The organism is Polyangium sp. 15x6 (assembly GCF_029960785.1).
GTDB lineage: Bacteria > Myxococcota_A > Polyangia > Polyangiales > Polyangiaceae > Polyangium.
This window is the reverse complement of record NZ_JASBQE010000005.1, coordinates 148,515-174,544: the sequence shown is the minus strand read 5'-3', so window position 1 is coordinate 174,544 and position 26,030 is coordinate 148,515. Positions and strand designations below refer to the sequence as shown.

Below are 26,030 nucleotides of genomic sequence, written 5' to 3'. Positions count from 1 at the left end.
TGCGTACGGCATCGGCCCTGCATTGGCGGGCCGCGCGCCTTCCCCATCCCGCCGCCGCGGAGGCAGCGGGAACGCCCCGGGGCGCGAGGAGTCCCCATGGCCGAGAGCCGAAGTCCCGCCGTCTTCGCCCACGCTCCGCGCCAGCGCGAGCTCGACAAGCGCGAGCCCTTGACCCCCGAGCTGGAGCGCGACCTCGCCGAGCGCTTCCGGAGCGGCGACCGCGACGCGGGTCGCCGCATCATAGAGGCGTGTCTGCCCTTCGTGATGACCATCGCCCTCGAGTACCGGCGCTGGGGCATCCCGGTGGAGGACCTCGTCCAGGAAGGCAACATCGGCCTGCTCAAGGCGGCCGAGCGCTTCGACCCGTCGCGCGGCTGTCGGCTCGTGACGTACGCCGCGTACTGGATCCGCGCCGAGATCCGCGAGCATGTGGCGCGCGGCTACCGCATCGTGCGGCTCGGCTCCTCGAAGAGCGAGCGGCGCGTCTTGCGCATCTTCCGCCGCACGCACGAGCGCGATCCGGACGTCCTCGCCGCGCAGAGCGGCCTGCCGCGCGAGCGCGTGATGGAGCTCCTGCCGCTGCTCATGGCGCGCGACGTGAGCCTCGACAAGAAGAACCCCGAGGGCGACGCGCCGCTCGACCGTCTCTCCTCGCCTCTCCCCTCGCCCGAGGATCAGGCGTGTCAGGATGAGGAGCAGCGGCAAGTCGCCACGGCGCTGCGGCAGATCGTCACGGAGCTCTCGCCGCGCGAGCAGAAGATCGCGAACGCGCGCTGGCTCAGCGAAGACCCGGCGACGCTCGAAGAGCTCGGCGCCGACTTCGGCGTGAGCAAGGAGCGCGTGCGTCAGATCGAGGAGCGCGCGAAGAAGCGCGTCCGCGCGCGGCTCACCGAGCTGCTCCACTAGGAGCTCGGTCCATCACCGCAGACATCGCCCCCTCTCCCCGCGGGAGAGGGGGATGGGGATGAGGTCGATCGTTCGACTTCCAAGGGAAAACCGCCCCCGACCCCCCTCAGATATCGATCACCAAACCTTCTTTCGCCGCGATCGTGTTCGGGAAGAGCTCCCGCGCGCGGCGCTCCTTCTCGCGGACCATCGCGTCGGTCTGCAGCGGATCGTGGTGGTGCAGGATGAGCTGCTTGACGCCCGCGGCATTCGCGAGCTCGCAGCCTGCTACGAACGTCGCGTGACCCCAGCCCGTCTTCGGGCCGCCGCCGACCTCGCCCGCGTACTCCTCGGGCGTGTACATCGCGTCGAAGATCAGGACGTCCGCGCCTTGCGCGAGCTTGCGGAGCTTCGGATCCACGATCGCGTAGTGCTCCGAGTCCGTGATGTACACGAGCGACTTGCCTTCGTGGTCGATGCGGTACGCGTAGACGCCGTTCGGATGGTTGCCGCGCGCGTTCGAGACGCGCACGTCTTGCTTGCGACCGATCGTCACGACCTCGCCCTCGTAGAGGTCGCGGAAGGTCATGTTCGCGCCCATCTCCGAGAGGTGGACGGGGAAGCTCGGGTAGTCCATCTGGCCCGCGAGCGTCTCTTCGAGCGTGCGCGAGACGTTGAGGCCGCCGAAAAGGTGGACCGTGTTCTTGCGGACGAAGGCGGGCGTGAAGAACGGGAAGCCCTGGATGTGATCCCAGTGGACGTGGCTGAAGAACATCCACGCCTCGAACGGCATCTCCCGGAGAAGGCTCTGCCCGAGGAGGCGCAGACCCGTGCCCCCGTCCAGGATGATCAACGTCTCGCCGGCCCGCACTTCGTAGCAGCTCGTGTTGCCGCCGAACTCGACCGTGTCGGGTCCGGGCGTGGGGATGCTTCCGCGGACACCCCACATCTTGAGTCGCATCCTGATCGCCCTTCCGGCCCCCGCCCTTGGTCCGATTCCCCGTGATAAATGCCTACCGGGCGCAACGTCAAGCGAGAGGTGGCCCTTACGTGACTTTCTGGCGAGCGGCGTCGGTTCGGCTATCGTCGGCCCGATGCCGGATCGCGCAGATGCCATCGTGGTCCTCGGATGCCGCGTGCTGCCGTCGGGTCGGCTCACGACCGCCGCAGCGCGCCGCGCAGCCAAGGCCGCCGAAGCGTATCAGGCGGGTGTCGCTCCCCACATCGTGACCAGCGGCGGGCGTCGCTGGGGCGCGCAGATCGAAGCGGAAGCCTTGCGCCGAGCGCTGGTCCGTGCGGGGGTGCCGGAAGAGGCCGTGACGACCGAGCTCTGGTCGCTCACGACGCACGAAAACGCGGCGTTTTCGGCGGAGATCCTGCGTCGAAGAGAAGCGCGGCGTGTGCTCGTGGTGACGTGCGCGTGGCACGTGGAGCGCGCGATCCAGAACTTTCGCCGCGTGGGCGTCGATGCGTGGCCGCTGCCGTCCGAAGGCGTGCGCGTCGGGGCCCTGCGGCGCGCGTATCGACACGGGCACGAGCTCGTCTGCGCGTGGCTCGATCGACGCGCCCTCCGGCGCGCGCACGCGCTCGTTCGCGCCGTGCCGAGGCCCGGTCCCCGTGTGTCCGGCGCGGAGAACGCCGAGGAGAACGCTCGATGAAGCGCGAGGGAACGAGGCGAGGTCCGAGAGGCCTCGTGCTCGGCGTCGTCGCCGCGCTCGGCGCGTGCAGCCGAGGCGAGCCCACGACGTCGAGCACGGACGCAGGATCCGACGCGGCGGCCGTGGTGGTCGATGAAGCGAAGCAGCGGCAAGAAGCGCTGCTCGTCGCGGAACATCGGCGTGCGGCCGCGGAGATCACGAGCTCGGACCAGCAGAACCGTGATGTCTCGGTGCGGCGCGCGGCCGCTCGTGCCCTCGCGCGGATCGGCGGCGCGGACGCGCAGCCGGGGCTCCTGCGCGCGCTCGCCGACGAGGATCCGGAGGTCGTCACGTGGGCGGCCTACGGGCTCGGTTCGTCGTGCACGACGGGCGACAAGGCGACCGTCACGGCGCTCGTGGCGCGCTCGTTGTCGATCGGCGATGCGAAGGAGGCTCCACCTCCGAAAAGCGCGCCGGTCGATGGACGAGAGAGCGGAACGTTCGAGCCGCGCATGGCGATCGCGCGCGCCATCGGCCGCTGCGGGGCCGAGCAGAGCGAGCCGACGCTGGTCGCGTGGCTCTCGGGCACGGAGGCGCAAGCGTCGGCCGCGGCGTTCGCGCTGGGAGATCTCGCCGCGGTGAAGGAGCGGCTCCGCGAGGAGACGCTCGCGGCGCTGCTCAACCTCGCGGCGGGGAGCGCGTCGTCGCCGCCCGCGCCCGAGGGGCTCTTCCCCATCGGTCGGCTCGAAAACGTGCCGAACACGGTAACGGCGCGCCTGCGCGAGGTCGCGGGCGCGCGCCTCGCGGAGCCCGGTCCGTACCGGATCTTCGCCGTCCGCGCGCTCGGTCGTGCAGGCCCGGAAGCCGCGGCGGATCTCGGACGCGTGCTCGGCGGGGCGACGCTCTTCACGGCGGCCGAACGCGCGGAGGCCGCGCGCGCGCTCCGTCGCCTCGGTACGGCCGGACAAGCCATGCTCGCGTCCACGTTGCCCGCGCTCATTCCGCCGGGCGGGGCCGTCGCGCTCACCGCGCTCGGGGAGGACATCGGCGTGCTCCTCGCCACGCTCGACGCGCTCGAACCGACGACCAAGGCGAAGAAGTGGCTCAAGGATCTGGCCACGATGGAGCCGCCGCCCTCGGCGCCGGTCACGGTGCTGCGGCGAATGGCCTGGATCCGGTGCAGCGCCGCGACGGCGCTCGCGGGCGCCGACGTGCGGGATCCGCTGCTCGCGCGGTGCGACGTGACGGCCGCGCTCGCGGGCGGCGACGGCGCGGACGCGGGCGCGAAGGTACCGGGGCAGCCGGGATCGATCGGCGCGCGGGCGATGGTGAAGGTGCTGGATCGAGCGCCGATCGAGGGCTCACGGCGCGCGGTGTTCCTCACGCACGCAAAGGGCGGCGATCTGCGGGCGCGCGAGGCCGCGATCGAGCTGCTCCCGACGCACGAAGAGCTCGCGGAGGAGGCAGGGCCGCTGCTCGAAGCCGCGCTCGCAGCGCCGGAGCCGGGCCTCGTGTCGACGGCGGCAGGCGTGATCGCGCGGAAGCCGAACCTCGCGACCGAGCCCGAGAAACGAAAGAAGAAGGGCAAGAAGAAGAAGGGCGACGAGGAGCAGGCCGCGGAGGAGACGGTCACGCGCGCGCCTTCGCCCGCGATCGTGAAGGCCATCGTGGCGGCGCTCGGTCGCGCCGACGTGGAGAACGATCCCGAGCACGTGAGCTCGATGATCGAGGCCGCAGGCGCGCTCGGCTTGAAGGAGACGCAGCCGCGGCTCGAAGAGCTCTGCCGATCCTCGTGGCCCGAGCTCCGCAAGCGTGCGGAGAAGGCGATCGAGCTCGTCTCGGGCAAACCGGTGACGTCCTGCAAGGCGCCGCCGGGCGGCGGGCCGAAGCCGCCGGAGCTCGACGCGCGCGCGGCGGGCACCGTGACGCTCACCCTGGAGACGGACGTCGGCGAGGCATCACTCGTGCTCGACGCCAACGTCGCGCCGGTGGCCGTCACGCGGATCGTGGATCTCGCGCGCGCCGGTTACTACGACGGGATGGTCGTGCACCGCGTGGTGCCGGGCTTCGTGACGCAGCTCGGCGCGCCCTTCGGCGACGGCTACGGCGGACCGCCGGGCAAGGCGCCGCTGCGCTGCGAGACGTCGCCGATCGCGTTCGCTCCGCTCACGGTGGGCGTCGCGCTCGCGGGCCGCGACACCGGGTCGAGCCAGATCTTCGTGATGCACGCGAGGCACCCGCACCTCGACGGTCAGTACGCGTGGATCGGCCGCGCGACGGGGGCGTGGAGCGCGTTCGTCGACGGAGACCTCGTGCACAAGGTCTCCGTCAAACCCTGACGAGCCCCGCTCCGGGCCCTTCTCAGGACGGGGGATGGTGCTTCTTTTTCTTGCCGTTCTTGCGGCGTAGCTCGTCGCCGCCCTCGCCGTGGCCCACCTGGAAGATGTGGAACCGGCCGCCCCGCGCGAGCACGTCGGCCGGCTTCGGCCGCTCGCGCGCGAGCTCCATGAACCGCTGCTGCGAGCGCACCGGGGTCGCGCCCGGGGGCGTCGCGACGCGCGTGTAACTGCCGTCCGCGTTGAGCGCCCACGTCTTCGCCGTGTCCGCCTCGAGCGTCGCGAGCATGTCCTCGGCGCGGGTGCGCGCGGCCGGATCGAGCAGCGGCACGAGCACCTCCACGCGTCGGTGGAAGTTCCGCGGCATCCAGTCCGCGCTCGAGAAGTAAAGCTCCTCGCTGCCGCCGTTCGCGAAGCGGAAGACGCGCTTGTGCTCGAGGAAGCGGTCGATGAGTGCGCGCACCTGGATCCGCTCCGAGAGCCCCGGGATCCCGGGACGCAAGCAGCAGATGCCGCGGACGAAGAGCCGGATGTCGACGCCGTGCTGGCTCGCCGAATAGAGCGCGTCGATCACGTCCACGTCCACGAGCGCGTTCATCTGCGCCACGATCTCGGCCTTCCGGCCCGCGCGCGCGTGCTCGGTCTCGCGCGCGATGAGCCCGAGGATCGCCTCGTGCAGCCCGAGCGGCGCCACCACGAGCCGGTTCCACTTCGGCGGCGCGCTGTAGCCCGTGAGCAGGTTGAAGAGCGAGGTCACGTCCTCGCCGAGCTCGCGGTTCGCCGTGAAGACGCCGAAGTCCGTGTAGAGGCGCGCCGTGTGCGGGTTGTAGTTGCCCGTCGAGAGGTGCACGTAGCGCCGGAGTTTGTCCTTCTCCCGCCGCACCACGAGCAGCGCCTTCACGTGCGTCTTCAGGCCGAGCAGGCCGTAGATCACCTGCGCGCCGCTCTGCTCGAGCGTGCGCGCCCACTGGATGTTCGAGGCCTCGTCGAAGCGCGCCTTGAGCTCGACGATCGCCGTCACCTGCTTGCCGTTCTCCGCGGCCCGCGCGAGCGCCTTCACGATCGGCGAGTCGCCGCCGGTGCGGTAGAGCGTCTGCTTGATCGCGAGCACGTTCGGATCGTCGGCCGCGCGCGAGACGAACTCGACCACCGGCTCGAACGAGTCGTACGGGTGGTGGAGCAAGACGTCCCGCTCGCGGATCACGGCGAACGGATCCTCGACGTCGCGCAGCGCGACCGGCACCTGCGGCGTGAAGACCTCGTCGCGCAGATCCCGCCGATCCTCCTCGCCCACCACGGAGACGAGATCCGCGATGCTGAGCGGGCCCGAGACGCGGTAGACGTCGAGGTTCGGATCGATGCCGAGCGCGCGGCAGAGGCGCTGCACGCTCGCGCCCACGCCGCCGCCGACGCCGATCTCCACGCGCACGGCGTTGCCGCGATCACGGCGCCGGAGCTCGGCCTGGATCGTCTCGAGGAGGTCCTCGCCTTCTTCCTCGTCGATCTCGAGGTCCCAGTTGCGCGTGACGCGGAACGGGTACGTCCCGCGGAGACGCGAGACCGGGAAGAACTCCTTTACGTGGCGCGCGATCACGTCTTCCAGCAGCACGAACGCTCGTCCGCAGCCGTCGACGCGCACGCGCATGAGGCGGCTCAGCATCGGCGGCACCTGGATCACGCCGAAGCCGGGCTCCTCGCCCTCGTGCTCGCGGCTGAACATGATGCCGAGGTTGATGCTCTTGTTGCGCAGGTGCGGGAACGGATGGCCGGGGTCGATCGCGAGCGGCGTGAGGATCGGGAAAATGTCCGTGCGGAACCGCTCGTCGAGCACCGCGAGCTCGGCCGCGTCGAGCTCCTCGGGCCGCACGATCCGCACGCCCACGCGGTGCAGCGCCGGCAGCATCTCCGTGTTCCAGAGCCGGTACGCGCTGTCGACAAGCGCGTGCGCACGCGCGCTGATGGCGAGGAGCTGCTCCTGCGGCTTCATGCCGTCCGGCGGGACCTCGGTGATCGTGCGGTGCGTCTGGGCCTGCAGGCCCGCCACGCGCACCATGAAGAACTCGTCGAGGTTCGAGAAGAAGATCCCGAGGAACTTGAGGCGTTCGAAGAGCGGCACCTCCATCGAGCCGGCCTCGGAGAGGACGCGGGCGTTGAACTCGAGCCACGAGAGCTCGCGATTCAGGTACTGCGTGGGATCCGAGTCGCCCGCGGCCGGGACCAGGGACGAATGGCGAGCTGCGACATCGGGCGTGGAAGGTGTCTCGAACGTCACGATGGGCTCAGTCTAGCCTACCCGATCGCTCGGGTCAGTCGATCGGCCCCGAGAGAAGCGATCGCCGTGGAGGTCGGCCGCCTCCTTGTGGCGTGCGCTTTCTGCTAGCGTGGGCGCGCCATGGAGATCTGGCGCGCACCTCTCGACTTCCGGCGTGCGTGTGACGAGGCCCGGCAGCGCGGCGCGCGCGTCGGCCTCGTTCCCACGATGGGCGCCTTGCACCGCGGGCATCAGACGCTCATCGAGGAGGCCCGGAAGCACGCTGATTTCATCGTCGTCTCGATCTTCGTGAACCCCACGCAGTTCGGGCCGAACGAAGACTTCGCCCGGTATCCGCGGGACCTCGAAGGCGACGCGAAGAAGTGCGCCGAGGCGGGCGCGCACGGCATCTTCGCGCCGGCCCCCGCAGACATGTACCCGCCCGGCGACGAGACCCGCGTGCACGTCGGCGCCACGGCCGCGGGCCTCTGCGGCGCGCATCGGCCCGGTCACTTCGAAGGCGTGGCCACGGTGGTCACGAAATTGTTTGCGCTCGTAGGACCTGCCATCGCGCTCTTCGGCCGCAAGGACTACCAGCAGCTCAAGGTCATCGAGCGCTTCACGCGGGACCTCTTCCTGCCCGTGGAGGTCGTCGGCGTGCGGACCGTGCGCGAGCCGGACGGGCTCGCGATGTCGTCGCGCAACGCGTACCTCTCCGCGGAAGCACGCGCGCAGGCGCTCGCCATCCCGCAGGGTCTCTCGGCCGCGGCGCGCGCGTTCGCCGCGGGGGAGCGCCGCGCGGGCATGCTGACGGCGCTCGCGCGCGGACACGTCGCGCCCGTCGCGAGCTCGATCGACTACGTGGACGTGGCCGACGCCGACACGCTCACCGTGCTCGGCCCCGAGGAGCACACGCCGGATCGCGTGCTGCTCGCGCTCGCCGTCCGCATCGGCGGCGCGCGGCTCATCGACAACATGGTGCTCGGCGAGGATCCCATACCGCTCGACACGACCGCCGCGAAGGAAGGAGACGAGGAACGCCATGCGTGAAGCCGAGGACGGAAACGACGGGCTGTTCGTCGTCTTCGAGGGCATCGACGGCGCGGGGACCACGACGCAAGCCGCGCGGTACGGCTCGTTCTTGCGAGGACGGCGCAGGCTCGCGCACGTCACGCGCGAGCCGAGCGGCGGGCCGATGGGCTCGCTCCTCCGGCTCGTGCTCACCCAGCGCGTGAACCTGCCTTCGAGGCACCGCGACAGCACGATGGCGCTGCTCTTCGCGGCGGACAGGCTCGATCACATCGAGACCGAGGTCGCCCCGCACCTGCGCGACGGCTACGTGGTCATCTCGGATCGCTACGAGCTCTCGAGCATCATCTACCAGTCGATCGGCATCGAAGACGAGGGCGCGCGCGCCGACATGATCGCCTGGATCCGCCACTGCAACCGCCACGCGCTCAAGCCCGACGTCACGGTCGTCGTGGACGTCGATCCGGAGGTCGCCGCGCAACGCAGGCGCGCGCGCGGCGGCGCGAGCGAGCTCTTCGAGGAGCCCGAGCTCCAGGCCCGCCTCGCCCGCGCCTACCTCGAAGCCGACACGATCATCGGCGGCGATCGGCTCGTGCACGTCGACGGCAACGGCGACGTCGACTCCGTCACCGCGGCGATCATCCGCGCGCTCGAGCCGTACGTGAAAGAAGGCCCCTGATCGAGTCACGAGCTTGACCGCGAGCTTCGCATGACGCTCACCGGACACGCACATCACTTCCTTTCGCGGCTCGACCGGCTCTCGGTGCCGCACCTCGACATCGCCCTCTCGCTCTACCGCGACGATCCTCTCCTGCGGCACATCCTGAACACCGCGCGTGTCCCGGAGGGCATGGAGCGCGTGGCCATCTCACTCGCGGATCCCGAGAAGGGCCCGTTCCTCATCGTCACGCGGAGCGGCAAGTTCGTCACGTGCCTCGGCGCGGGCATGAGCGCCAAGAACCTCCACGTCATCACGCGGGAGAAGCTCGACGCGATCACGGAGAAGGTCATCACGTGGCGCGAGCGCACCGACCGCTTCCTCAACTCGACGGGCAACGCGACCGAGCTCATGCGCGCGCTCTACGAGCGAGCGCAGTGGCTCACGCGCGAGCAATTCGAGGGCATCGCCGTGTGGCAACCGTTCCTCGCGCACGAGCTCTTGAGGTGGATGCTCGAGGAGGCCAAGGCGGTCGACCACATGCGCGAGCTCCTGCTCCGCGAGGTGCCGAAGAACGGCAAGCTGCACCGACGCTGGGACGAGACGCTGCACGGGCTCTGGTGCCGGATGTGGACGCTCGGGCACCTGTCGGTGCTCGCCGCGATGGACGGCAAGGCGCCCTATGAGGAGCTGCCGGAGTCCGCGCGCAAGGCCATATCGGGGCTCGCGTACGCGCGCGTCGCCGTCTCGCAGGGGCTCGTCGGCAACGCGCTCCGCGGCCTGTGGGGTGCCGCGCGCCTCGGCGAGGATCTGTTCTCGTACTACGAGAAGGCGCATGAAGAGGCCGACAACGTCATCGAAGTCGCCGACAGCGCGCTCACGTTCGCGGCGATCGGCCTTCGCTACCCGGCGCTGCGCGAGGAGGTGAGACGAGCGCTGTCGCCGAGCGCCCCCGTGCCGGAGGGCAGGAGCCATCTCGCGTCCGTGCGCAAAGCGCTCACGAACGTCTTCCTCAGCGACGACGAGGACCCGACGGATCTCCCTACCCGGCTCGCGAGGATCGGGGCTGACCTCGCGGTCGTCCTCGGAAAGCGCGCCCCTCCCTCGTCGCCCTACCATTTCAAGGCCGCCGAGGATGCGCCGCGGGACCTCGCGCGCAGCGTCCTGCTCCTCATCGATGGGTGCTACCTGGCAGACCAGAAGCTCCTGACCGTGATGATCATGGCGCTCCCGTGGCTCGCGCGCGTGAAGCCCGAGGAGCTCTACCTGCCCGCCGACTACCTCGCCGCCATCCGCGCCCCCTACGACCCGGACCACGCGCTCACGCTCCTGCGCCAGGACCGCCGCAGGCTGAAGAACGTCCGCGCGGCGGAGGCCAAAGCAGAGCAGGCGGGCCCCGCCCGGAGCGCGCCGTGCCCGTGCGGGAGCGGGAAGAAGTACAAGCGCTGCTGCGGCGATCGCTGAGTGGCCGACCGCGTCGTCACCGGTCGCCCCACCCTCGCCGGATCCTGCCCGACACGCCCGAACGCTCCTCCGAGCGCGCCCGCCTCATGGACGGAGACGCCGAAGGCGCCTTTCGGCACGCCCCGCCATGTGGCAGGACTGCGCAAAACCCTCGCGAGCGCGTCCCGCCACATGGACGGAGACGCCGAAGGCGCCTTCGGCACGCCCCGCCATGTGGCAGGACTGCGCAGAACCCTCGCGAGTGCGTCCCGCCACATGGACGGAGACGCCGAAGGCGCCTTCGTGACGCGCCGCCTTCGGGCAGGGCCGCACGAAGGCGCCTCGCGCGGCGCCCGCCATGGGGATCAGCGCGAGCCTCCGTCCACATCCGCTTGCCACCATCGGTCCGGCTTGCGTACCTCCCAGACCCCCTCGTCGTCGAGCGACAGCCGCACGAGGCGGCGCCTGTCTCTCCGGTCGTGATCACACGCGATGAGCGTATCGTCGTCGATCCACACGGTCGTCGTGGGCCCAGACGAATGGCCGCGACGTTCGCGAACGATACCGGTGCGTACATCGACGACGGTCGCCCCTCCGTTCGAGTGGCTGTGGGATATCGCGACGCGACCGGCGTGGTTGACGGCGAGGCCGAGGCGGGCATCCAGAGCGATACCGTCGAGGAACCCATTCCCGAGCTTCCGCGCGCTCCGCTGGTCGACCAGCGAGAAAAAGAGGGCCGCGGCGCCGTGGACGAAGAGACCGCAGACGCCGTGGTCACAGAAGACGCTCGGAGCCGAGATCCCGTCGAAACAGGTCAACTTGCGGCGGGCGGCGGGCGGCGCCTCCCAGAAAAAGCACACGTCTCCTATCCCTTCGGACAAATGAGCCGTCCGCCGGTCGTCGTAGTCGTAGGAGATGACCGGCAGACCAGCGGGCGCGCTCCGCGGCGTCTTGGAATCCCGCGGCCGCCGAACGAACTCAGGAGATCCGGCCCTTCGGACCCAGCTCCAGTCTGTCTTGTTCGCATCGATCTCCGCGCCGCCATCCTCGTCGAATCGAACGTTCCAGCTTTCGGCGTCGGGGAACGCGAGAAACGGTAGCCACACGCCCATGCGGCGGAACCGCCGTGCAAGCCCCTCCAGCCGGCCGAGGATCGCCCGCGATTCGGGCGTATTCAGCGCGCTCGGATCCTCCGTCTCGCGATCGTATCCTTCCGACGGGAGGACGAGCTCGTCTTCGGTTCGGCCATCCAGATGCACGACGAAGTACGCATGCTGGGCACGCCTCTTCCACGAACCATCCCGCACCACGAGGATCGTCTGCTCGTCCCGGTTGGCCCCGATCACATCCGAGAAATTGCCGACGAAGAAGACGTTGCTCCCCGCGTCGCGGGCATCGGCGGTGGAGCCGAAAGCGGCGCTTCCGAGCGGCGCTGACGCGGATTCGTCGCCAGCGTCGCTCGTGTCGTTCGGCCCATCCTGCGCGGCGCCGCCAGGCCAGAACGAGAACACGCCGAGGGAAACGATGAGCACACCCGAGACGGCGCCGGCGATGGCGAGCCACCTACGACGAGGTTGCCGGGCGTTCGCATCGCTCATGCGCCCGTCCCGTCACGGCGTGTGACAGACCGCCTCGATGTTGTGCCCGTCCGGATCCAGGACGAACGCGCCGTAATAATTCGGATGGTACTGCGGCCGGAGCCCCGGCGCGCCGTTGTCCTTGGCTCCGGCGCGGATCGCGGCCTCGTAAAACGCGTCGACCGTCTTGCGATCCGCGGCGACGAACGCGACGTGCTGGCCCTTCCCCACCTCCCCCGCGCCGAGCCAGAAATCGGGTTTGCCCTTTTCCCCGAGCCCGGCCACGCCGGGGAACTCCATCATCACCGCATAACCGAGCGGCGCGAGGGCGGCCGCGTAAAACGCCTTGCTCTTCTCCAGGTCACGAACGCCGATCGAGATGTGGTCAATCATGGGCGGCATCCTACCCGAGCGAAGGAACCGTGTCGCCACGAATTCCTTCGCCCGAGGCGTCCCCCCCCGACAAACGCCCCGTCAGTACGTGGCGGAGGTGGGCCCAGGCTCCGGCGCGGGCGGGTCCGCCACCTCGCAGACGGCATTCGCGATCGTCACGTCGTCGAGGTTCCACCCCGAGACCGTGAACACGCCGCCGTTGCCCACCTCGAAGCCGAAACGCACGCGCAGCGCCGGGTTTCGGTACGCCGTGAGGTCGTACGTCATGAGCGTCCACGCCGCGTCCTTGATCGCCGGCGGCGCGCCCGAGTTCCACACGTTGACCCACCCGCTGCCGTCGAAGACGTCGACGGTGTTCGTCATGTACGGCCCGTAATCGCTGTTGAGCCAGCGGTAGAAGGAGAGCCACAAAGAGCCCGTGCCGCTCGTGTCGATCGGCGGGCTCACGAGGTACTCCGGCGGGTGAACGGCCTCAGCCGCATACCCTCCGATGCTCACGCCCGCGATGCCGTTGTCGGCCGTCGAGGTGCGGTCCGTGGCCGGGTCCTCGGCGCCGTGGGAGGCGTTGCCCGGTGAGGCCTTCGCGGGGCCGATCTGCCACTCGCCCTCGAGCGTCCAGCCCGCGGAGTTGTCCGCGAACGTCTCGTGCAGGTAGACGACGTACCCCTCGGCCTTGCCGCCCGTGCACGACCCCGCCGAGCACGTCTCGCCCAGCGTGCACGCGTTGCCATCCTCGCAGGCTCCGCCCTCGTTGACCGGCACGGCCACGCAGGCGCCCGACGCGTCGCAGACGCCGTCGTTGCAGTCGTTCTTGGCGGACGCGCAGGCCACGCCCGGCGTGGGCACCCTCTGACAAACACCCGACGCGTCGCACATCCCCGTGTTGCACGCATCGACGACTTCGCTGCACGAGAGGCCCGCGCCGCGCGGCGCGCCCACGCACGCGCCCGTGGCCGCGTCGCAAACGCCCGTGTTGCAGTCGTCCGCGGCGCTCGCGCAGTCTTTCGGGCCTCCTCCCTGGCAGGCGCCGGCGGCGCAGGTCTTGCCCGTCAGGCACGGGTCGCCGCCTTGCTCGCACGCGAGGCCCTCGTTGCCGGGGACGGGCTCGCAGGCGCCCGTCTGGGGGTTGCAGACCGCGACGTGACAATCGTCGGGCACGGGCGCGAAGTGGCAGCTCTTCGGCGACCCGACGCAGGCGCCGCCCTTGCAGGTCGCGGAGACCGTGCACGCGTCGCTCGACACGCAAGGCGCTCCGTCGAGCGCGGGCCCCTCGTCGCAGGAGGCCGTGTCCTCGTGGCAGGTCACGACCGAGCAGGTCGCGGCTTTGATGCCGCAGTCGTTTTGCCCGCCCCCGACGCAAACGCCGTCCTGGCAGCTGTCGCCCACGGTGCAGAAGAGGCCATCCTCGCAGGAGGTCCCGGCGGGGCGCGGGACGACGGCGCAGCGCTTTTTCTCCGCGTCGCAGACGGACGCGAGGCAGGGCGGCGTGTCGATGAGCGAGCAATCCAAGGGGCAGTCGGTGGCCCCGAGGGAGGCGCCGTCTTGGCCCCCCGCGCCGCCTTCGCCGTTTTCGCCGCGACCGCCCTCTCCACGCACGGCATCAGACGCCTGCTCCGCGCAGCCCGCGGCGACGACGCTCACGGACACGGCGAGAATGCGCCCCCAATTCATCCATTCCCTCATCGTCGACCCACCTCTCTGCCGCGGCGAGGCACGAATCCTCGCCCATGCCGCGCGACGGCGCACCGTTCTCCGGAACGGCGCGTATGGCCGCGACGCACCGGTTTTTCCAAATTGCACGTTCGAGATCGCAATCAGACGTCCCCCGATTGCGATCCATCCTTCGTAAGGCCATCATTTCGACGAATGCCGCGCCTTCGATGCCCTCGTCGAAACCCATCTCCAATTCGCGGGTGCTTGCCGCGCACGTCCTTGCCGTATACATCGATCTTGCTCCGTCGTCGCCCCCCGAGCGCCTCGAATGATTCGAGATCACGGCCCTCCGGCGACGCAAAGCTCCCCGATCGGTGATGGATACGAGGCACCGAGCGGATGGTCGTCTTTCTCCAGATTCCCAGGAGTAAACATGTTTTTCCGCGCATCCCGCATCACGAGCACAACGCAGGTCGGACATTTGGGGCGCTCCCTCGCATTCGGCGGCCAAAGCCCCAAGACCCTCTGCGCCCTCGCGGCGCTCTGCGTCTCCTCGCTCGGCCTCGCGTGCAGCGCCTCCGGGGGCCATGAGGGTCAAGCGACGAACGGCGTGGAGGAGACGAGCGGCACGGGTGGCGGCGGAGGCGCGGATCCGGGCAGCGCCGCCGGCACGGGCGGCGACATGTTCGATTTCGACGGCGGCATGATGGGCGGAGGCGGGGAGGAGGCCTGCGCCCAGACCGGTGGAAAAGCCGAGCCCGTCGAGCTCGATCTCGTCATCCTGCTCGACCGCTCCGGCAGCATGTACGGCCAGAACTGGAACGGCGCGACGGCCGCGATCAAGCAATTCGTGGAGGATCCGGCCTCGGCAGGGATCAACGTTGGGATCCTGTATTTCCCCGTGGATACCCCGCCCGACGGGCTCGTTTGCAACTACCACCATTACGACGACCTGTCCGTCCCCGTCGGGACCCTGCCCGGAAACGCGCCGGCCCTCGTCCAGTCGATCAACAGCGAAAGCCCGAACGGCGGCTCGACGCCGATGTACGGCGCGCTCGAAGGCGCGCTCTTCAATGCGACGGCCTACAAGGACGCGCACCCGAACCACAAGGTCATCCTGGTCTTCGCGAGCGACGGCGATCCCAATAGCTGCCCCGGCAACCAGAACGACATCCCCAGCATCGCGAGTCTGGCGAAGGCCGCCCTCGATTACAACGGCGTCGAGACGTACGTCGTCGCCATCAACGGCGCGAGCGTCTTGAACCTCGACCAGATCGCCGCCGCCGGCGGGACCATGAAATCATACGACGTCACCGCGAACGTGTCGCAGTTCGCGCAGAAGATGACGGAGATCCGCTCGAAGGCCGTCGCCTGCGAGTACGTCGTCCCCGAGCCGTCCGGGGGCACGCCGCTCGAGCTCGACAAGGCCACGGTCAAGCACACGAACGGCGGGGGCATCGAAAAAGAGATCCCGCAGGCCACGAGCGCGGCCGACTGCGGCGTGGGCCCGGGCTGGTATTACGACGATCCGAAGAATCCGCAGAAGATCATGCTTTGCCCCGCCTCGTGCCAGATCGTCCAGGCCGACTCCGACGGCAAACTCGATATCTTCTTCGGCTGCAAGCCCGACATCCATTGAAGGCTCGCCGGGCGCTCGAGCCCGGATGCACCTCTCGTCCCGAGGGGGACGCCTCGCGTCCCCCTCTCGTCCGGGCAAAGCCCGGACGATTCACCCCCCGAGGCGAGCTCGCTTCGCGATCTCGCAAAGCGCCGAACAAGTTCGTCGCTTCACGGCTTCTTCTTCAGCGCCTCGAGCGCCTCCCGGAGCTCGTCCTCGGTGAACGGGAGCCGATCGAGCGCCGCCTTCTCGTCGGCAAGCGAAAGCTCGAGCGCACGCTCGGCCTCCCGCGCCCGCCCGATCCACGCCGACGCCTCCCCCGTGCGATCCCCGAGCCGCACCGTCCCCTCCATCATCTTGAGCCCCTTCTCCAGGAGCACGCGGTAGCGCAGCCGCATCGCCCCCTCGAAGAGCTGCCGCTTGCGCACCGTGTCCGCCGCCGCGGGCGGAGGCACCCGCATCACGTCGCGGTGTAGCTCCTGGTAGAGCTGACCCACGCGGTAGCCCGCCATCGCCGACCAGTGCGCGTCGAGGCTCCGCATCGCCTCGGTGTACGCCCCCTGCGCGTCGAGCAGGCCCTGGCAGCGCTTCTCGAGTGTGTCGGCGAAGTTCGGGGGTACGGGCTCGAACTTGATCGCCTCGCTCCGCTTCCGTCGCACCTCGCCTACCGCGAACCAGAGCTGCGCGAGCTCGATCGGGGGCTTGCCCGCCTCGCCCAGACGCTCGCGCTCGACGAGGTCCCGCGCCACCGAGACCTCGCGCGCCGCCTCCTCCACGAGGTCCTGCTCCACGAGCCCCAGCGCCCGCGCCCCGCGTGCCTCGATCACCTCCAGCACCGCGAGGTCCTGCCGCGCGAGGAGCTTCTCCGAGACGGCGACGAGCTCGGCCCAGCGCTCCAGGTACGCGAGCGCTCGACCAAGACGAAACAGCGCGCTGCGCTCGAGGACGTGGCCCGGAAAGCGCCGCAAATGCTCCCGCAGCCGCGCGGCCGACGCCTCCCGCTCCCCGAGCGCCTCGTACGCGACGGCCGCGTTGTAGAGGCTCGCCGCCCCGACCTCCCCGTCGGGCGCATGCCGCGTGAGCTTGTCGAAGACCTCGGCGGCTTCGCGAGACTTCCCGCCGAGGAGCAGCGCCTTCGCCCGCTCGAACTCCTGCACGAGCTCGGCCTCGGAATACGGCGAGACCACGACGGGCGAGACCTCGATCACGGGTCCGCCCTCGGCCTTCGGCGCGGGCGTTCGAACCTCGGGCCGAGGTGCGGACGAACCACACCCCGCGAGCAAGCCGGCGAGAGCGAGAGCGAGGCACGTGCGCGTGAAAAAAAACATCCCTACCCCAACCACTCGGGCCCTGGTTTCTCGTGTCTCCATCGCGGGAGACCACCTCTCCGGCGCGTCGCGTGGGGCGGCCGGAGGCGACAAGGACGAACCCGACCCGAGTGGAAAACGTCGACCGAAGAAGCACATGAGCCACGCGGAAAGGGGATCCGAGGCTGCTCGTCCTAGGGTACCTTGAAATCATCGCGGCGGCTCCCCGTCCTCGGGGGCCGGCTCGATGATGGACCAGCGAACGGGGCTCTTCGCAGCAGTGAGACGGGAGCCCTCACCAGGAGGTGGGCATGATGAAGCGGGTGACCGAGACCGATTCCGATGCCGAGCGGCTGAACCATGCGGAGATGCGCCATCGGGAGCTCGACGAGCGCCTCGCCGAGCTCGGGCGACACGCGTATCTGACGCCCTCCGAGCAGCTCGAGATGGCCGAGCTGAAGAAGCAAAAACTCAAGGCGAAGGACGAGATTCACGCCCTCCGCCGGGGAACGTCCTGACCTACGGGCGACCGGACACGAGAGAGAAGTCCGGAGCGAGCCTCGGCCCCCCATCATGAGAGAGGGCCCTTCGAACGAACGAGAGCGCCGATCGGCAAGGCCGATGCGGCGCTCTCGGCGTTTCAGGCCTCGGCGAGCTCTACTTCGGCGCCGGCGTCGGAGCCGGGGCCGCGGGAGCCGCGCTGGGATCTTCCTTCTTCTCGGCGGCGTCTTCGGGCTTCTTCGTGCCTTCTGCCTTGTCCTCGACGCTCTCGACGCCGCCGTACACGTCCTTGTTGAGATCCGACAGCGCGTCTTCGAGCCGCTTCTTCTCGTCGGCCGTGAGCCCGCCCGGCGTGTTCTTCTCGGTGGCGGCGGCGACGGCGAGCCAGTGGCGCGCGTTGTCGCGGTAGCCGCGCTTCGGATCGGCCACGCCGCCCGGCACGTTCGCGGCGAGCGAGAGCCCCGCGAGCCGGTAGTCCGTCATGCCGCGGAGGTACGCGTACTTCGCCTGCTCGGCGTCGGAGAGCGAGTCGATGTCGGGCTCGAGCACGCGGAAGAGCGCGAGCGCCTTCTCGTACTGGTTCTCCTCGTAGTGCTTCTGCGCCCGCTCCAGATCCTGACGGTACGTGGCGCAGCCGAGCAGCACGCTGCCGAGAAGAGCCAGCGCGGACGCGGTCGAGACGAGCGAGGCCAAACGAGGCATGGCGGGACGATATCCCCGGGCTCGGCCGGTGATCAAGTATCTCCCGCGGACGAAACGCGGCGCCTGGCCCCGAGGGCCCCGAGCGCGGCGAGGGCGACGAGCGCCGTGGCCCCGCCCGCGTTCCCGGACGCGCTCCCCGGGACCGCGCAGGCGCAGGCGGTGCTCGCTCGTGTCGTCGCGGGCGTGGCGGCGGTGGCGGGCTTCTTCTCGTCGGATTTGCAGGACCAGCTCTCCGTCCCCCGGTAACTGCACTGCTCGATCACGCTCCCGCTCGCGCGGCGGGCGAGGACGTTGACCTCGGGGCCGTCGACCGCGAATTCGAGGAAGTGATGCACCGACTCGAAGTACCGCTGCTCCGGCGCGCGGCTGCGCTGCTGGTAGAGCGGCGCGCCCGCGCCTCCCGACACGATGTACTTGAGCCCCTGCCCTTCGCCGCGCTCGTAGATGTGGTCGTGCCCCGCGATCACGAGCTCGACCTTGTTGTCCCGCAGCATCGGGATGATCCCTTGCGAGGCGAGGCGCGCGTTGCCGCCGTGGTAGCCGCTCGAGAACGGTCCGTGGTGCATCACGGCGATCCGATGCACGAGCCCCGGCTCGTCGCGCGCGCTCGCGAGCTCCGCGCGTAGCCACTCCTTCTCGTCGCCGGTCCACGTATCCATCGCGTTCAGCAGGAAGAACCGCGTGTTCGACCAGCGGAACGAGCCGTAGAGGTGCGGGCGCTCCCGGCCGTCCGTCTCGGTCGCCGCGAAGTACCGGAGGAAGTTCACCTGCCCCGTGGGATCGGGCGCCGTGAGCTCGTGGTTGCCGACGGCGACGAAGATGCACCGGCTGCCGAGCAGCTTGCCCTCGATGCCGAAGAACTCCTGCCACTGCGCCTCGTTGTCGCCGTCCTGGACCATGTCGCCCGTGTGCACGAAGAAGTCGCCGGGCGCGACTTCGATGACCCGCGCGACGGCCGCGTGCGCCGCGGGGTCCGAGCGGCTGTCGCCGTAGGCGATGAACTTGAAGGGGCGGTCATCCGCGGGCGCGGTGGTGAAATCCACGGGCCGGCTCTCCACGTCGCCGACCTTCACGCGATACGCGTACGTCGTCGCGGGCGAGAGCCCATCGACCCGGATCGCGTGGAAGCGCTTCTCCGACGCCGACGCCTTCGACGTGCTGAACCCCGAAGGCCCGGTCACGAGGATCGTCGCCGGCTCCGGCGTCGAGAGCTCCAGCTTGATCGTGACGGCCGACGGGCCGAGCGCTTGCAGGTACGGGCCCTTGCGGATCGATGCCGCATCGGCGGCGGTCGAGGTCCCGAGCAGCGCCGCCGTGATGGAAAGCGCGACGGTGATGCGAGGGAGGACGCGCAGGGTCGAAGGAGACGGGGACACGACGCTGCCTAGCATGGATCTTGCGCTCATTTCTAGCCGGAGGGCGTGCCACCGGGAGGGAGGGCGAGACGGCGCGCGGGTGGAAGAATCCGTCGACACCACGAGCTACCATGTCATGATGCTGCGCCGTAACCTTACGGACAGACGGGATTACGGGATGGTGCAGCGCGCGGGCGGAGAGCCACAGGACGACGCGGGGATCAACCTGGCCTCGCTCCCTGAAGAGAACCTGCCGCGCCAGTTCGGCAAGTACACGCTTCTGCGTCGGCTGGCGGCCGGCGGGATGGCGGAGATCTTCCTCGCCTTGCACCGCTCGGTCGCGGGCTTCGAGAAGCTCATCGTCATCAAGCGGATCTTGCCCTCGATGAACAACGACCAGGCGTTCATCGAGATGCTCCTGCACGAGGCGCGCGTCGCCGCGACGATGTCGCACCCGAACATCGTGCAGACCTTCGACGTCGGGCAGGTCGACGGGACGTACTTCATCGCCATGGAGCACATCCACGGCGAGGACATCCGCTCCATCGTCCGCGCGATGCGCAAGAAGGGCCTCACCGAGTTCCCGCTGGAGCACGCCGTCGCGATCGGCCTCGGCACCTGCGCGGGCCTCGCCTACGCGCACGAGAAGCGCGACCTCGAGGGCAACCTCCTGCACATCGTGCATCGCGACATCTCGCCGCAGAACATCGTGTGCACGTTCTCGGGCGACGTGAAGATCGTCGACTTCGGCGTGGCCAAGTCGAGCTCGCAGGTCGGCGAGGACACGAAGGACGGTCAGCTCAAGGGCAAAGTCCCGTACATGTCGCCCGAGCAGGCGTCGGGCGGCGACGTCGACTGGCGCAGCGACATCTTCGCGGTCGGCGTGCTGATCTTCGAGCTCACCACGGGCAAACGCCTCTTCAAGGGATCGAGCGAGTTCGAGACGCTGAAGCTCATCTGCGAGAAGGAGTATCCGCGCCCGAGCCAGGTCAAACCCGGCTACCCGCCCGCGCTCGAGCGCATCGTGATGAAGTCGCTCGAGAAGAAGCGCGAGGATCGCTACCAGAGCGCGCGCGAGATGCAGAGCGACCTCGAGGCGTTCGTGCGCGAGGAGCGCATCCCCGTCTCGCAGATCAGCCTCACGCAGTGGATGCAGTCCCTGTTCCAGGACAAACTGGAGCAGCAGAAGGAGGCGCTGCAGGACGTCAAGCAGCTCGCCGACATCATCGCCCTGCAGCACAGCCCCTCGATGTACGAAGGCATCGTGACGGCGGGCGGGGGCATGTCGGCGACGGGCGCGTCGACGCCGCTGCCGAAGCGCTCGAGCGTGGGGCTCTGGATCGCGCTCGCCGCCGTGGTGGCCGCCGGCGTGAGCGGCTTCTTCTACATGCGCAAGCAAGCCGCGGAGCGCGAGGCGAAGCTCATCGCCGACGCGAGCAGCCAGGCGACAGCCCGCGCGCGAGAGACGAAGGGCGCGCTCGACGTCAAGTGCGGCGCGGACGAGGGTTGCTCGATCTGGATCAACGGCGAGCTGCAGAAGCAGGTCACGCCCGCGAAGATCGAGGGGCTGCCGCTCGACAGCGAGATCAAGGTCAAGCTGACGAAGGAAGGCTTCGAGGCGCACCGCGAGTCGATCACGCTGACGGAGCAGGCGCCCCTGCGCGCCGTCCAGGCCGTGATGAAGACCGGATCGGTCACGGTGGTGCTCAAGATCGATCCCCCCGCGACGGTCTGGCTCGACAACAAGCAGCTGAAGGGCGTGGTCGACAAACTCGAAGGCCTCTCCGCGGGCGAGGAGCACAAGCTCGTGCTCCAGCTCTCGGGCTACGTGCCGAAGACGATCACGTTCACCGCCGAGCAAGGCGAGACGAAGGTCATCCAGGAGCGGCTCGTGAAGGCCGATCCGAACAGCGCCGCGGCCGCGAGCACGAGCAGCCCGCCCGCCGCGGGCGCCGGTGGCGGCGGCGGCAGCGGCAAGGTGCGCGTCACGTCGAAGGGCGGCTTCTGCAACGTGACGATCAACGGCGTCGGCTACGGGTCCACGCCCGTCGAGGCCGTGGTCAACGCAGGGACCGCGCGCGTCTCGTGCAAGCCCGAAGGCGGCGGCGCCTCGCAGTCGCAGGCCGTGCAGGTGAAGGCCGGCGAGGTCGCGCGCGCGGCCTTCAAGCTGAACTGAGCGCGTTACGAGCGCGAGCGGCGGCGATACCGCAAGCGCGTCACGGGCAGCCCGTCCGCGATGGCGTGGTGCTCGCGCGGGCTCCGCGCGTTGTACGGGTTCTCGGCCATCCGCGCCGAACCCGGCTCGTCGCCGCTCGGCTCGAACGCCTCGTGCGCGCCGATCTGCGCCTCGTACATCTCCGCCCGCTCCGCGACGTCCGTCTGCACGTAAAACGCGCCGCCGTCACGCAAGAGCCGCGCGATCGAGTCGAGCAGACCGGGCCCCATGACGAGGCGCTTCGCGTGCTTCTTCTTCCACCAGGGATCGGGGAAGTGCATGAAAAACGTGTCGATCGAGGCGTCCGGGCCGAGCCGGGAGAGCGCCTCGCGCGCGTCCGCGTTGAGCACACGCGCGCGCGCGCCGAGGCCCTGCTTCTTGAGCCGTTCGTCCACGATCGACGACCATTTCAGCCGGATCTCGAGCCCGAGCAGCCGGCGATCCGGCGCGGCCGCCGCGCGCTCGAAGACGAAGCCTCCGCGGCCGGGGCCGATCTCGATCTCGATGGGACCGTCACCGGGCAGGATCGAGCCGATGTCGACCGGGCCCTCGTCCGGGAAGCGAGCGGCGTGAGCGTAGGGATGGTTGGGGCGCGGCCGGAACACCATGGCGGGCGCAAACAAGCACAACGTCGGCCGGATGGGTAGCGGGCCTTTGACGAGGTCGGTATGGTCGCGCCCGTGACGCCTCGGGACGTGGGCAAACGCCTGGCCCCTTACGCCTTTCCCCTCGTGGTGAGCTTCGCCCTCGGCGCCCTCGCCGTCCGCGGGATCCTGAACCGCGCCGGCCGCCCCGCGCTCCCGCTCGACGACGCCTTCATCCATCTGCAATACGCGCGTCGCCTCGCCGAGGGTCACTTCTTCTCGTACGTGCCCGGCGAGGGCTACACGACGGGCGCGACGAGCCTGCTCTGGCCGATCGTCCTCGCGCCGCTCTACCTCCTCGGCCTGCGCGGGCTCTCGTTCGTCTGGGCCACGTGGCTGCTCGGCACGCTCGCGCACGCCGCGCTCGCAGTCGAGACCGGCCGCCTCGCGCATCGCCTCGCCGGCCGCGCCGCGGGCGCGGGCGCGATGATCATGTGCCTCGGCTTCGGCGCGTTCGCGTGGTTCGCCTGGAGCGGCATGGAGACCATCCCCTTCGCGTGGATGCTCATGCGCACGGCGCGCGTCGCGGCCGCGTACTGCGAGCCCGATCCCGCATCCCCCGCGCCGGGTCGTCGCCAGGCGATCGAGGTCGCCGCGCTCGGCTTGCTCACGCCCCTCGTTCGTCCCGAAGGCGCCGTCGCCTCGGCGCTCGCCGTGGCCGCGCTCGCGCTCCGCCCGAGCGGCGATGGCAAGCCGCGGCGCCTCGTCGCGCTCGTCCCCGCGATCGGTCCGCTGCTCGTGCCGCTGCTCCATCTCGTGATCGCGGGGCACGCGGCCTCGTCGACGACGATGGTCAAGTGGCTGCCGGCAAACCCCGCGTACGACCGCGCCGGCATGATCGGCTTCATCCAGTCGAATCTGCGTGTCCTCTGGCAGAGCGTGCTCGACGGCGGCGAGTGGTCCGCGGTCTTCGTCCCCGAGAACTTCCTCGTGCCGACGATCATCGGCGCCTTCGCGGTCGTCACCCGCGCGCACCGCGCCGCGCTCCCGGTCCACGGCACGTTCGTCCTCGCGATCGTCCTCGCGACGGCGCTGCCGTGCACGTACCTGAGCTTCCTCTGGAACCGCGTCCGCTACGTCTGGCCCTTCTACGCCGCGCACTTCGTCCTCCTCGCTTGCCTCGCCCGCGAGATCGGCGACGTCGCGCGTCGCTTCGTCCGCGCGCGCGCGCCGGTCACGCCGCTCGTCCTTGGCCTCTTCACCGGCGCGCTCGTCACGAAGCTCCCCTGGACGCTCTCCGACCTCGCCACGAGCGCGCGCGCGATCGATCACCAGCAGGTCACGCTCGGCTTCTGGGCGCGCGAGAACCTGCCCGCGGACGCGCGCATCGGCGTGAACGACACGGGCGCGATCGCCTACGTCTCCGACCGGCGCACCTTCGACGTCGTCGGCCTGACGACCGAGGGCGAGTCGCGCTACTGGACGTTCGGCGCGGGCTCACGCTTCGAGCACTACGAAAAACTCCCCGCCGAGCGAAGGCCCTCGCACTTCATCGTGTACCCGCAGTGGATGGCCTGCCCGCCCGTGCTCGGCGAGGAGCTGCACCGCGAGACCGTGGTCGATCAGTCGATCCTTGGAGGACCCACGATGATCGCCCACGAGGCGCGTTGGGAGCTCCTCGGCACGGGGGCGCTGCCGCGCGCGGTGACGCCGAAGGGCGCGCTCGCCGACGAGCTCGACGTCTCCGACCTCGAGTCCGAGGACACGCACGGCTACGCGCGGCTCGGCGCGTCGGATCAGGACAACGTGGCGGTGATGGCGGAGTCGCCGCGGCGGGAGGACGCAGGATCGGACGAGGGTACGACCGCCGCGGAGATCGCCGACGGCGGCCGCATGCGCCGCGCGGTCGATCGCTTCACCACGAACCTCGCCCAGGGCCGCACCGCGTCGCTCGTCCTGCGCGCCTCGGCCGACACCGACGTCGAGCTCGTCGTGCGCGCGGGCGGCATCGAGATCGGCTCGGCGCGGCTCCCCGCCGGCCCGTGGGTCGAGCGTGTCTTGGAAATCCCGCCGGATCGCGTCTGGTCCCGGACCGAGATCGAGGTCACGCCACGCGAGGCGGGCACGTTCCATTCGTTTCACTACTGGCTTTACCAGTGACGCGCCTGCCTCCGCGGATCACGGGCGCGGGAACTCTTGCGTCGTGTTCACGCTCGCCACGCTCTCCGTCACCGTCGCGATCGCCCGCCGGATCGACCCGTTCGCGAGCCGCTCGGGCCGCGCGGGCGCGATCGCCGCGCAGAGCGCGAGCGCCGTCACGTAGAGCGCGCCCATCACGGTGAGCAGGCGACGCGTCTCGTTCGGGATCCGCACCCGCTCCTTGCCCGACGCCTCGATCGCCACGAGCCGCGCGCGGATCTGCACCGGCCCGAGCACGATCACCGCCCGATCGCCCTCCTCCACTTCGAGCGACACGGGCCCCGTCACGAGGCGGCCGAGCCCATCTTTTCCATGCGTTCGTCCTCTCGCGCGCGGGGGCACGTGGAGCATGAACTGCCCCTCCTTGACCTCGGCCACGACGGCGGCGTGACCTCCGTATTCGACCATCGGGATCCTCGCGATCGACTCCGGGGCCTGCCCGATCCAGCACGCGCCGCCATCGAGCACGTGGCGCACGCCGAGCACCTCGGTGCCACGCAGCGCGACGAGCTCGAGCGCTTTGTGTGCGCCCTCCGCCGCCTCCACATCCCGACCTCCGGAGGTTTTCTCCCCCTCCGTCCTCGACGCGAAAAACGGCTCCTTCGCCATGGTTCCCTCGTAAACCTCCCTGGTTCCGGGGCGGCTCGATCGGGAGCCCGGCGCAGGCGCGCCCTCGCGCCATGCACGATGGACGGACACCGCCGTACGTTGTAAATGCAGGCCCGTGCGAAAGCGGCCTCTCGGCAAAACCTCCCTCGAAGTCTCCGAGCTCGGGCTCGGTACGTGGGGGCTCTCCGGCGACGGCTACGGGCCGGTCGTCTTGCCCGAGGTCGATCGTGTCCTCGATCGCGCCGTCGCCTCCGGCGTGAACCTCTTCGACACCGCCGACGTCTACGGCCGCGGCGCGATGGAGAAGAAGCTCGGCGCGCGCCTGCCGAAGGACAAGACCTACGTCGTCACGAAGATCGGCACCGACCTCGAAGCCTCGCCCGCGCAGAAGCGCTTCGATCCGAGCTACCTGCGCGTCGCCTTCGAGCGCTCGCGCGAGCGGCTCGATCGCAGCCCGCTCGACGTCGTGCTCCTGCACAACCCTACCGAGCACGCGCTCGGGCGCTCCGAGACGGTCGCGTTCATGAAGGAGCTCGAAGAGCGCGGGCTCGTACGCGCCTGGGGCGTGAGTGCCGGCTCGGTGGAGGTCGGCCGCGCCGCGATCCGCGCCGGCGCCAAGGTCCTCGAGCTCGCCTACAACGTTTTCATCGCCAAGGATCTCCACGCGCTCTCCGCAGACGTGAAGGAGCACGGCGTCGGCGTCCTCGCGCGGAGCGTCCTCGCTCACGGCCTGCTCACCGGCCACTGGAGCCCCGAGCGTGAGTTCTACGCAGGCGACCATCGCGCCGATCGTTGGAGCCAGAAGGAACTCGCCAAGCGCATCGAGCAGCTCGGCGCGCTGCGCCCCTTCTCCAAGGCCGAGGACGTCGGCACGCTCCGCTCGGTGGCGCTCCGGTTCGTCCTGGCGAACCAGCTCGTCTCCTCGGCGATCCTCGGCCCTCGCTCGGTCGCGCAGTTCGATCAGCTCGAGCGCGAGGCGGGCGAACCGCCGTACCTCAAGGACACGGTCATGGTCGAGCTCGCCGCGCGGCTCAAGGCCGTGGGCGTCGAGATCTGACGGAGCCCGCGCGGAGACACC

At 69.9% G+C, this 26,030-nt stretch carries 21 protein-coding genes; 11 read left to right on the top strand and 10 right to left on the bottom strand.

The features are described 5' to 3' along the window. Window positions 1–96: 96 nt before the first annotated feature. Window positions 97–906 (top strand): sigma-70 family RNA polymerase sigma factor, encoded by an 810-nt coding sequence (locus QHF83_RS06270; protein WP_282416857.1) that lies wholly within the window; start codon window positions 97–99, stop codon window positions 904–906. A gap of 106 nt (window positions 907–1,012) precedes the next feature. Here QHF83_RS06270 and QHF83_RS06265 read toward each other — a convergent pair whose 3' ends face one another. Beyond that, the gene (locus QHF83_RS06265) at window positions 1,013–1,846 is read right to left on the bottom strand and encodes an MBL fold metallo-hydrolase (protein ID WP_282416856.1); all 834 of its coding nucleotides are present in this window, start codon (window positions 1,844–1,846) and stop codon (window positions 1,013–1,015) included. Between the two features lie 133 nt (window positions 1,847–1,979). On the opposite strand from QHF83_RS06265, the gene QHF83_RS06260 reads away from it, so the two are divergent. After that, entirely contained in the window at window positions 1,980–2,543 is a 564-nt protein-coding gene (locus QHF83_RS06260; RefSeq protein WP_282416855.1) for a YdcF family protein, read from the top strand. Further along, window positions 2,540–4,861 carry a peptidylprolyl isomerase gene (locus tag QHF83_RS06255; protein ID WP_282416854.1) on the top strand — a complete coding sequence of 774 codons (2,322 nt, stop codon included), beginning with the start codon at window positions 2,540–2,542 and terminating at the stop codon, window positions 4,859–4,861. Before QHF83_RS06260 ends, QHF83_RS06255 begins: the two co-directional genes overlap by 4 nt. 22 nt (window positions 4,862–4,883) lie before the next feature. Here the strand turns inward: QHF83_RS06255 and ppk1 are convergent, their stop codons facing one another. Then, window positions 4,884–7,130, bottom strand: coding sequence for a polyphosphate kinase 1 (gene ppk1, locus QHF83_RS06250; protein WP_282416853.1), 2,247 nt, complete (start codon window positions 7,128–7,130; stop codon window positions 4,884–4,886). 120 nt (window positions 7,131–7,250) lie between these two features. Here ppk1 and panC point away from each other — a divergent pair, with 120 nt between their 5' ends. Genes panC through QHF83_RS06235 form a run of 3 tightly spaced genes read left to right on the top strand, consistent with a single transcriptional unit; the run spans window position 7,251 to window position 10,260 of the window. After that, complete coding sequence (gene panC, locus QHF83_RS06245) at window positions 7,251–8,159, top strand: pantoate--beta-alanine ligase (RefSeq protein ID WP_282416852.1); 909 nt, start codon at window positions 7,251–7,253, stop codon at window positions 8,157–8,159. Beyond that, window positions 8,152–8,817, top strand: a complete 666-nt coding sequence (tmk, locus tag QHF83_RS06240; protein ID WP_282416851.1) for a dTMP kinase — start codon at window positions 8,152–8,154, stop codon at window positions 8,815–8,817. The genes panC and tmk overlap by 8 nt, the downstream gene beginning before the upstream one ends. Window positions 8,818–8,847: 30 nt before the next feature. After that, window positions 8,848–10,260, top strand: a complete 1,413-nt coding sequence (locus tag QHF83_RS06235; RefSeq protein WP_282416850.1) for an SEC-C domain-containing protein — start codon at window positions 8,848–8,850, stop codon at window positions 10,258–10,260. A 344-nt stretch (window positions 10,261–10,604) separates the two neighbouring features. Here QHF83_RS06235 and QHF83_RS06230 read toward each other — a convergent pair whose 3' ends face one another. The 3 genes from QHF83_RS06230 to QHF83_RS06220 form a co-directional block, all read right to left on the bottom strand. Then, the gene (locus QHF83_RS06230; RefSeq protein ID WP_282416849.1) at window positions 10,605–11,837 is read right to left on the bottom strand and encodes a hypothetical protein; all 1,233 of its coding nucleotides are present in this window, start codon (window positions 11,835–11,837) and stop codon (window positions 10,605–10,607) included. Between the two features lie 12 nt (window positions 11,838–11,849). Continuing rightward, on the bottom strand, window positions 11,850–12,209 hold the full coding sequence (locus tag QHF83_RS06225) for a VOC family protein (protein ID WP_282416848.1): 360 nt from the start codon (window positions 12,207–12,209) through the stop codon (window positions 11,850–11,852). 81 nt (window positions 12,210–12,290) lie between these two features. Beyond that, window positions 12,291–13,880: a hypothetical protein gene (locus QHF83_RS06220; RefSeq protein ID WP_282416847.1), complete on the bottom strand. Its 1,590-nt coding sequence runs from the start codon at window positions 13,878–13,880 to the stop codon at window positions 12,291–12,293. 463 nt (window positions 13,881–14,343) lie between these two features. On the opposite strand from QHF83_RS06220, the gene QHF83_RS06215 reads away from it, so the two are divergent. Further along, on the top strand, window positions 14,344–15,501 hold the full coding sequence (locus QHF83_RS06215; protein ID WP_282416846.1) for a vWA domain-containing protein: 1,158 nt from the start codon (window positions 14,344–14,346) through the stop codon (window positions 15,499–15,501). A gap of 149 nt (window positions 15,502–15,650) precedes the next feature. Here the strand turns inward: QHF83_RS06215 and QHF83_RS06210 are convergent, their stop codons facing one another. After that, window positions 15,651–16,808 carry a hypothetical protein gene (locus tag QHF83_RS06210; RefSeq protein WP_282416845.1) on the bottom strand — a complete coding sequence of 386 codons (1,158 nt, stop codon included), beginning with the start codon at window positions 16,806–16,808 and terminating at the stop codon, window positions 15,651–15,653. A gap of 290 nt (window positions 16,809–17,098) precedes the next feature. Here QHF83_RS06210 and QHF83_RS06205 point away from each other — a divergent pair, with 290 nt between their 5' ends. Further along, window positions 17,099–17,305, top strand: a complete 207-nt coding sequence (locus QHF83_RS06205; RefSeq protein ID WP_282416844.1) for a YdcH family protein — start codon at window positions 17,099–17,101, stop codon at window positions 17,303–17,305. Between the two features lie 139 nt (window positions 17,306–17,444). Here the strand turns inward: QHF83_RS06205 and QHF83_RS06200 are convergent, their stop codons facing one another. Both QHF83_RS06200 and QHF83_RS06195 read right to left on the bottom strand, forming a co-directional pair. Beyond that, a complete protein-coding gene (locus QHF83_RS06200; RefSeq protein ID WP_282416843.1) occupies window positions 17,445–17,990 on the bottom strand; it encodes a hypothetical protein in 546 nt (181 codons plus the stop codon). A gap of 32 nt (window positions 17,991–18,022) precedes the next feature. Next, window positions 18,023–19,366 (bottom strand): metallophosphoesterase, encoded by a 1,344-nt coding sequence (locus tag QHF83_RS06195; RefSeq protein WP_282416842.1) that lies wholly within the window; start codon window positions 19,364–19,366, stop codon window positions 18,023–18,025. 115 nt (window positions 19,367–19,481) lie between these two features. Between QHF83_RS06195 and QHF83_RS06190 the strand changes: the two genes are divergently transcribed. Continuing rightward, window positions 19,482–21,521: a serine/threonine-protein kinase gene (locus tag QHF83_RS06190; RefSeq protein ID WP_282416841.1), complete on the top strand. Its 2,040-nt coding sequence runs from the start codon at window positions 19,482–19,484 to the stop codon at window positions 21,519–21,521. Window positions 21,522–21,526: 5 nt separating this feature from the next. On the opposite strand, the gene QHF83_RS06185 is transcribed toward QHF83_RS06190, so the two are convergent. After that, window positions 21,527–22,168 carry a tRNA (guanine-N7)-methyltransferase gene (locus QHF83_RS06185; protein ID WP_282416840.1) on the bottom strand — a complete coding sequence of 214 codons (642 nt, stop codon included), beginning with the start codon at window positions 22,166–22,168 and terminating at the stop codon, window positions 21,527–21,529. Window positions 22,169–22,240: 72 nt separating this feature from the next. Here QHF83_RS06185 and QHF83_RS06180 point away from each other — a divergent pair, with 72 nt between their 5' ends. Further along, window positions 22,241–24,304, top strand: coding sequence for a hypothetical protein (locus QHF83_RS06180; protein WP_282416839.1), 2,064 nt, complete (start codon window positions 22,241–22,243; stop codon window positions 24,302–24,304). A gap of 18 nt (window positions 24,305–24,322) precedes the next feature. Here the strand turns inward: QHF83_RS06180 and QHF83_RS06175 are convergent, their stop codons facing one another. Beyond that, complete coding sequence (locus QHF83_RS06175) at window positions 24,323–24,952, bottom strand: hypothetical protein (RefSeq protein ID WP_282416838.1); 630 nt, start codon at window positions 24,950–24,952, stop codon at window positions 24,323–24,325. A gap of 115 nt (window positions 24,953–25,067) precedes the next feature. Between QHF83_RS06175 and QHF83_RS06170 the strand changes: the two genes are divergently transcribed. After that, window positions 25,068–26,009, top strand: a complete 942-nt coding sequence (locus QHF83_RS06170) for an aldo/keto reductase (protein WP_282416837.1) — start codon at window positions 25,068–25,070, stop codon at window positions 26,007–26,009. The last annotated feature ends 21 nt before the right edge of the window (window positions 26,010–26,030 follow it).

Bases quoted from the DNA above. Each gene is read 5' to 3' on its own strand.
- QHF83_RS06270 (WP_282416857.1), top strand. From the start codon at position 97: ATGGCCGAGAGCCGAAGTCCCGCCGTCTTCGCCCACGCTCCGCGCCAG.
- QHF83_RS06265 (WP_282416856.1), bottom strand. From the start codon at position 1,846: ATGCGACTCAAGATGTGGGGTGTCCGCGGAAGCATCCCCACGCCCGGA.
- QHF83_RS06260 (WP_282416855.1), top strand. From the start codon at position 1,980: ATGCCGGATCGCGCAGATGCCATCGTGGTCCTCGGATGCCGCGTGCTG.
- QHF83_RS06255 (WP_282416854.1), top strand. From the start codon at position 2,540: ATGAAGCGCGAGGGAACGAGGCGAGGTCCGAGAGGCCTCGTGCTCGGC.
- panC (WP_282416852.1), top strand. From the start codon at position 7,251: ATGGAGATCTGGCGCGCACCTCTCGACTTCCGGCGTGCGTGTGACGAG.
- tmk (WP_282416851.1), top strand. From the start codon at position 8,152: ATGCGTGAAGCCGAGGACGGAAACGACGGGCTGTTCGTCGTCTTCGAG.
- QHF83_RS06235 (WP_282416850.1), top strand. From the start codon at position 8,848: ATGACGCTCACCGGACACGCACATCACTTCCTTTCGCGGCTCGACCGG.
- QHF83_RS06230 (WP_282416849.1), bottom strand. From the start codon at position 11,837: ATGAGCGATGCGAACGCCCGGCAACCTCGTCGTAGGTGGCTCGCCATC.
- QHF83_RS06225 (WP_282416848.1), bottom strand. From the start codon at position 12,209: ATGATTGACCACATCTCGATCGGCGTTCGTGACCTGGAGAAGAGCAAG.
- QHF83_RS06220 (WP_282416847.1), bottom strand. From the start codon at position 13,880: ATGAATTGGGGGCGCATTCTCGCCGTGTCCGTGAGCGTCGTCGCCGCG.
- QHF83_RS06210 (WP_282416845.1), bottom strand. From the start codon at position 16,808: ATGTTTTTTTTCACGCGCACGTGCCTCGCTCTCGCTCTCGCCGGCTTG.
- QHF83_RS06205 (WP_282416844.1), top strand. From the start codon at position 17,099: ATGATGAAGCGGGTGACCGAGACCGATTCCGATGCCGAGCGGCTGAAC.
- QHF83_RS06200 (WP_282416843.1), bottom strand. From the start codon at position 17,990: ATGCCTCGTTTGGCCTCGCTCGTCTCGACCGCGTCCGCGCTGGCTCTT.
- QHF83_RS06190 (WP_282416841.1), top strand. From the start codon at position 19,482: ATGATGCTGCGCCGTAACCTTACGGACAGACGGGATTACGGGATGGTG.
- QHF83_RS06185 (WP_282416840.1), bottom strand. From the start codon at position 22,168: ATGGTGTTCCGGCCGCGCCCCAACCATCCCTACGCTCACGCCGCTCGC.
- QHF83_RS06175 (WP_282416838.1), bottom strand. From the start codon at position 24,952: ATGGCGAAGGAGCCGTTTTTCGCGTCGAGGACGGAGGGGGAGAAAACC.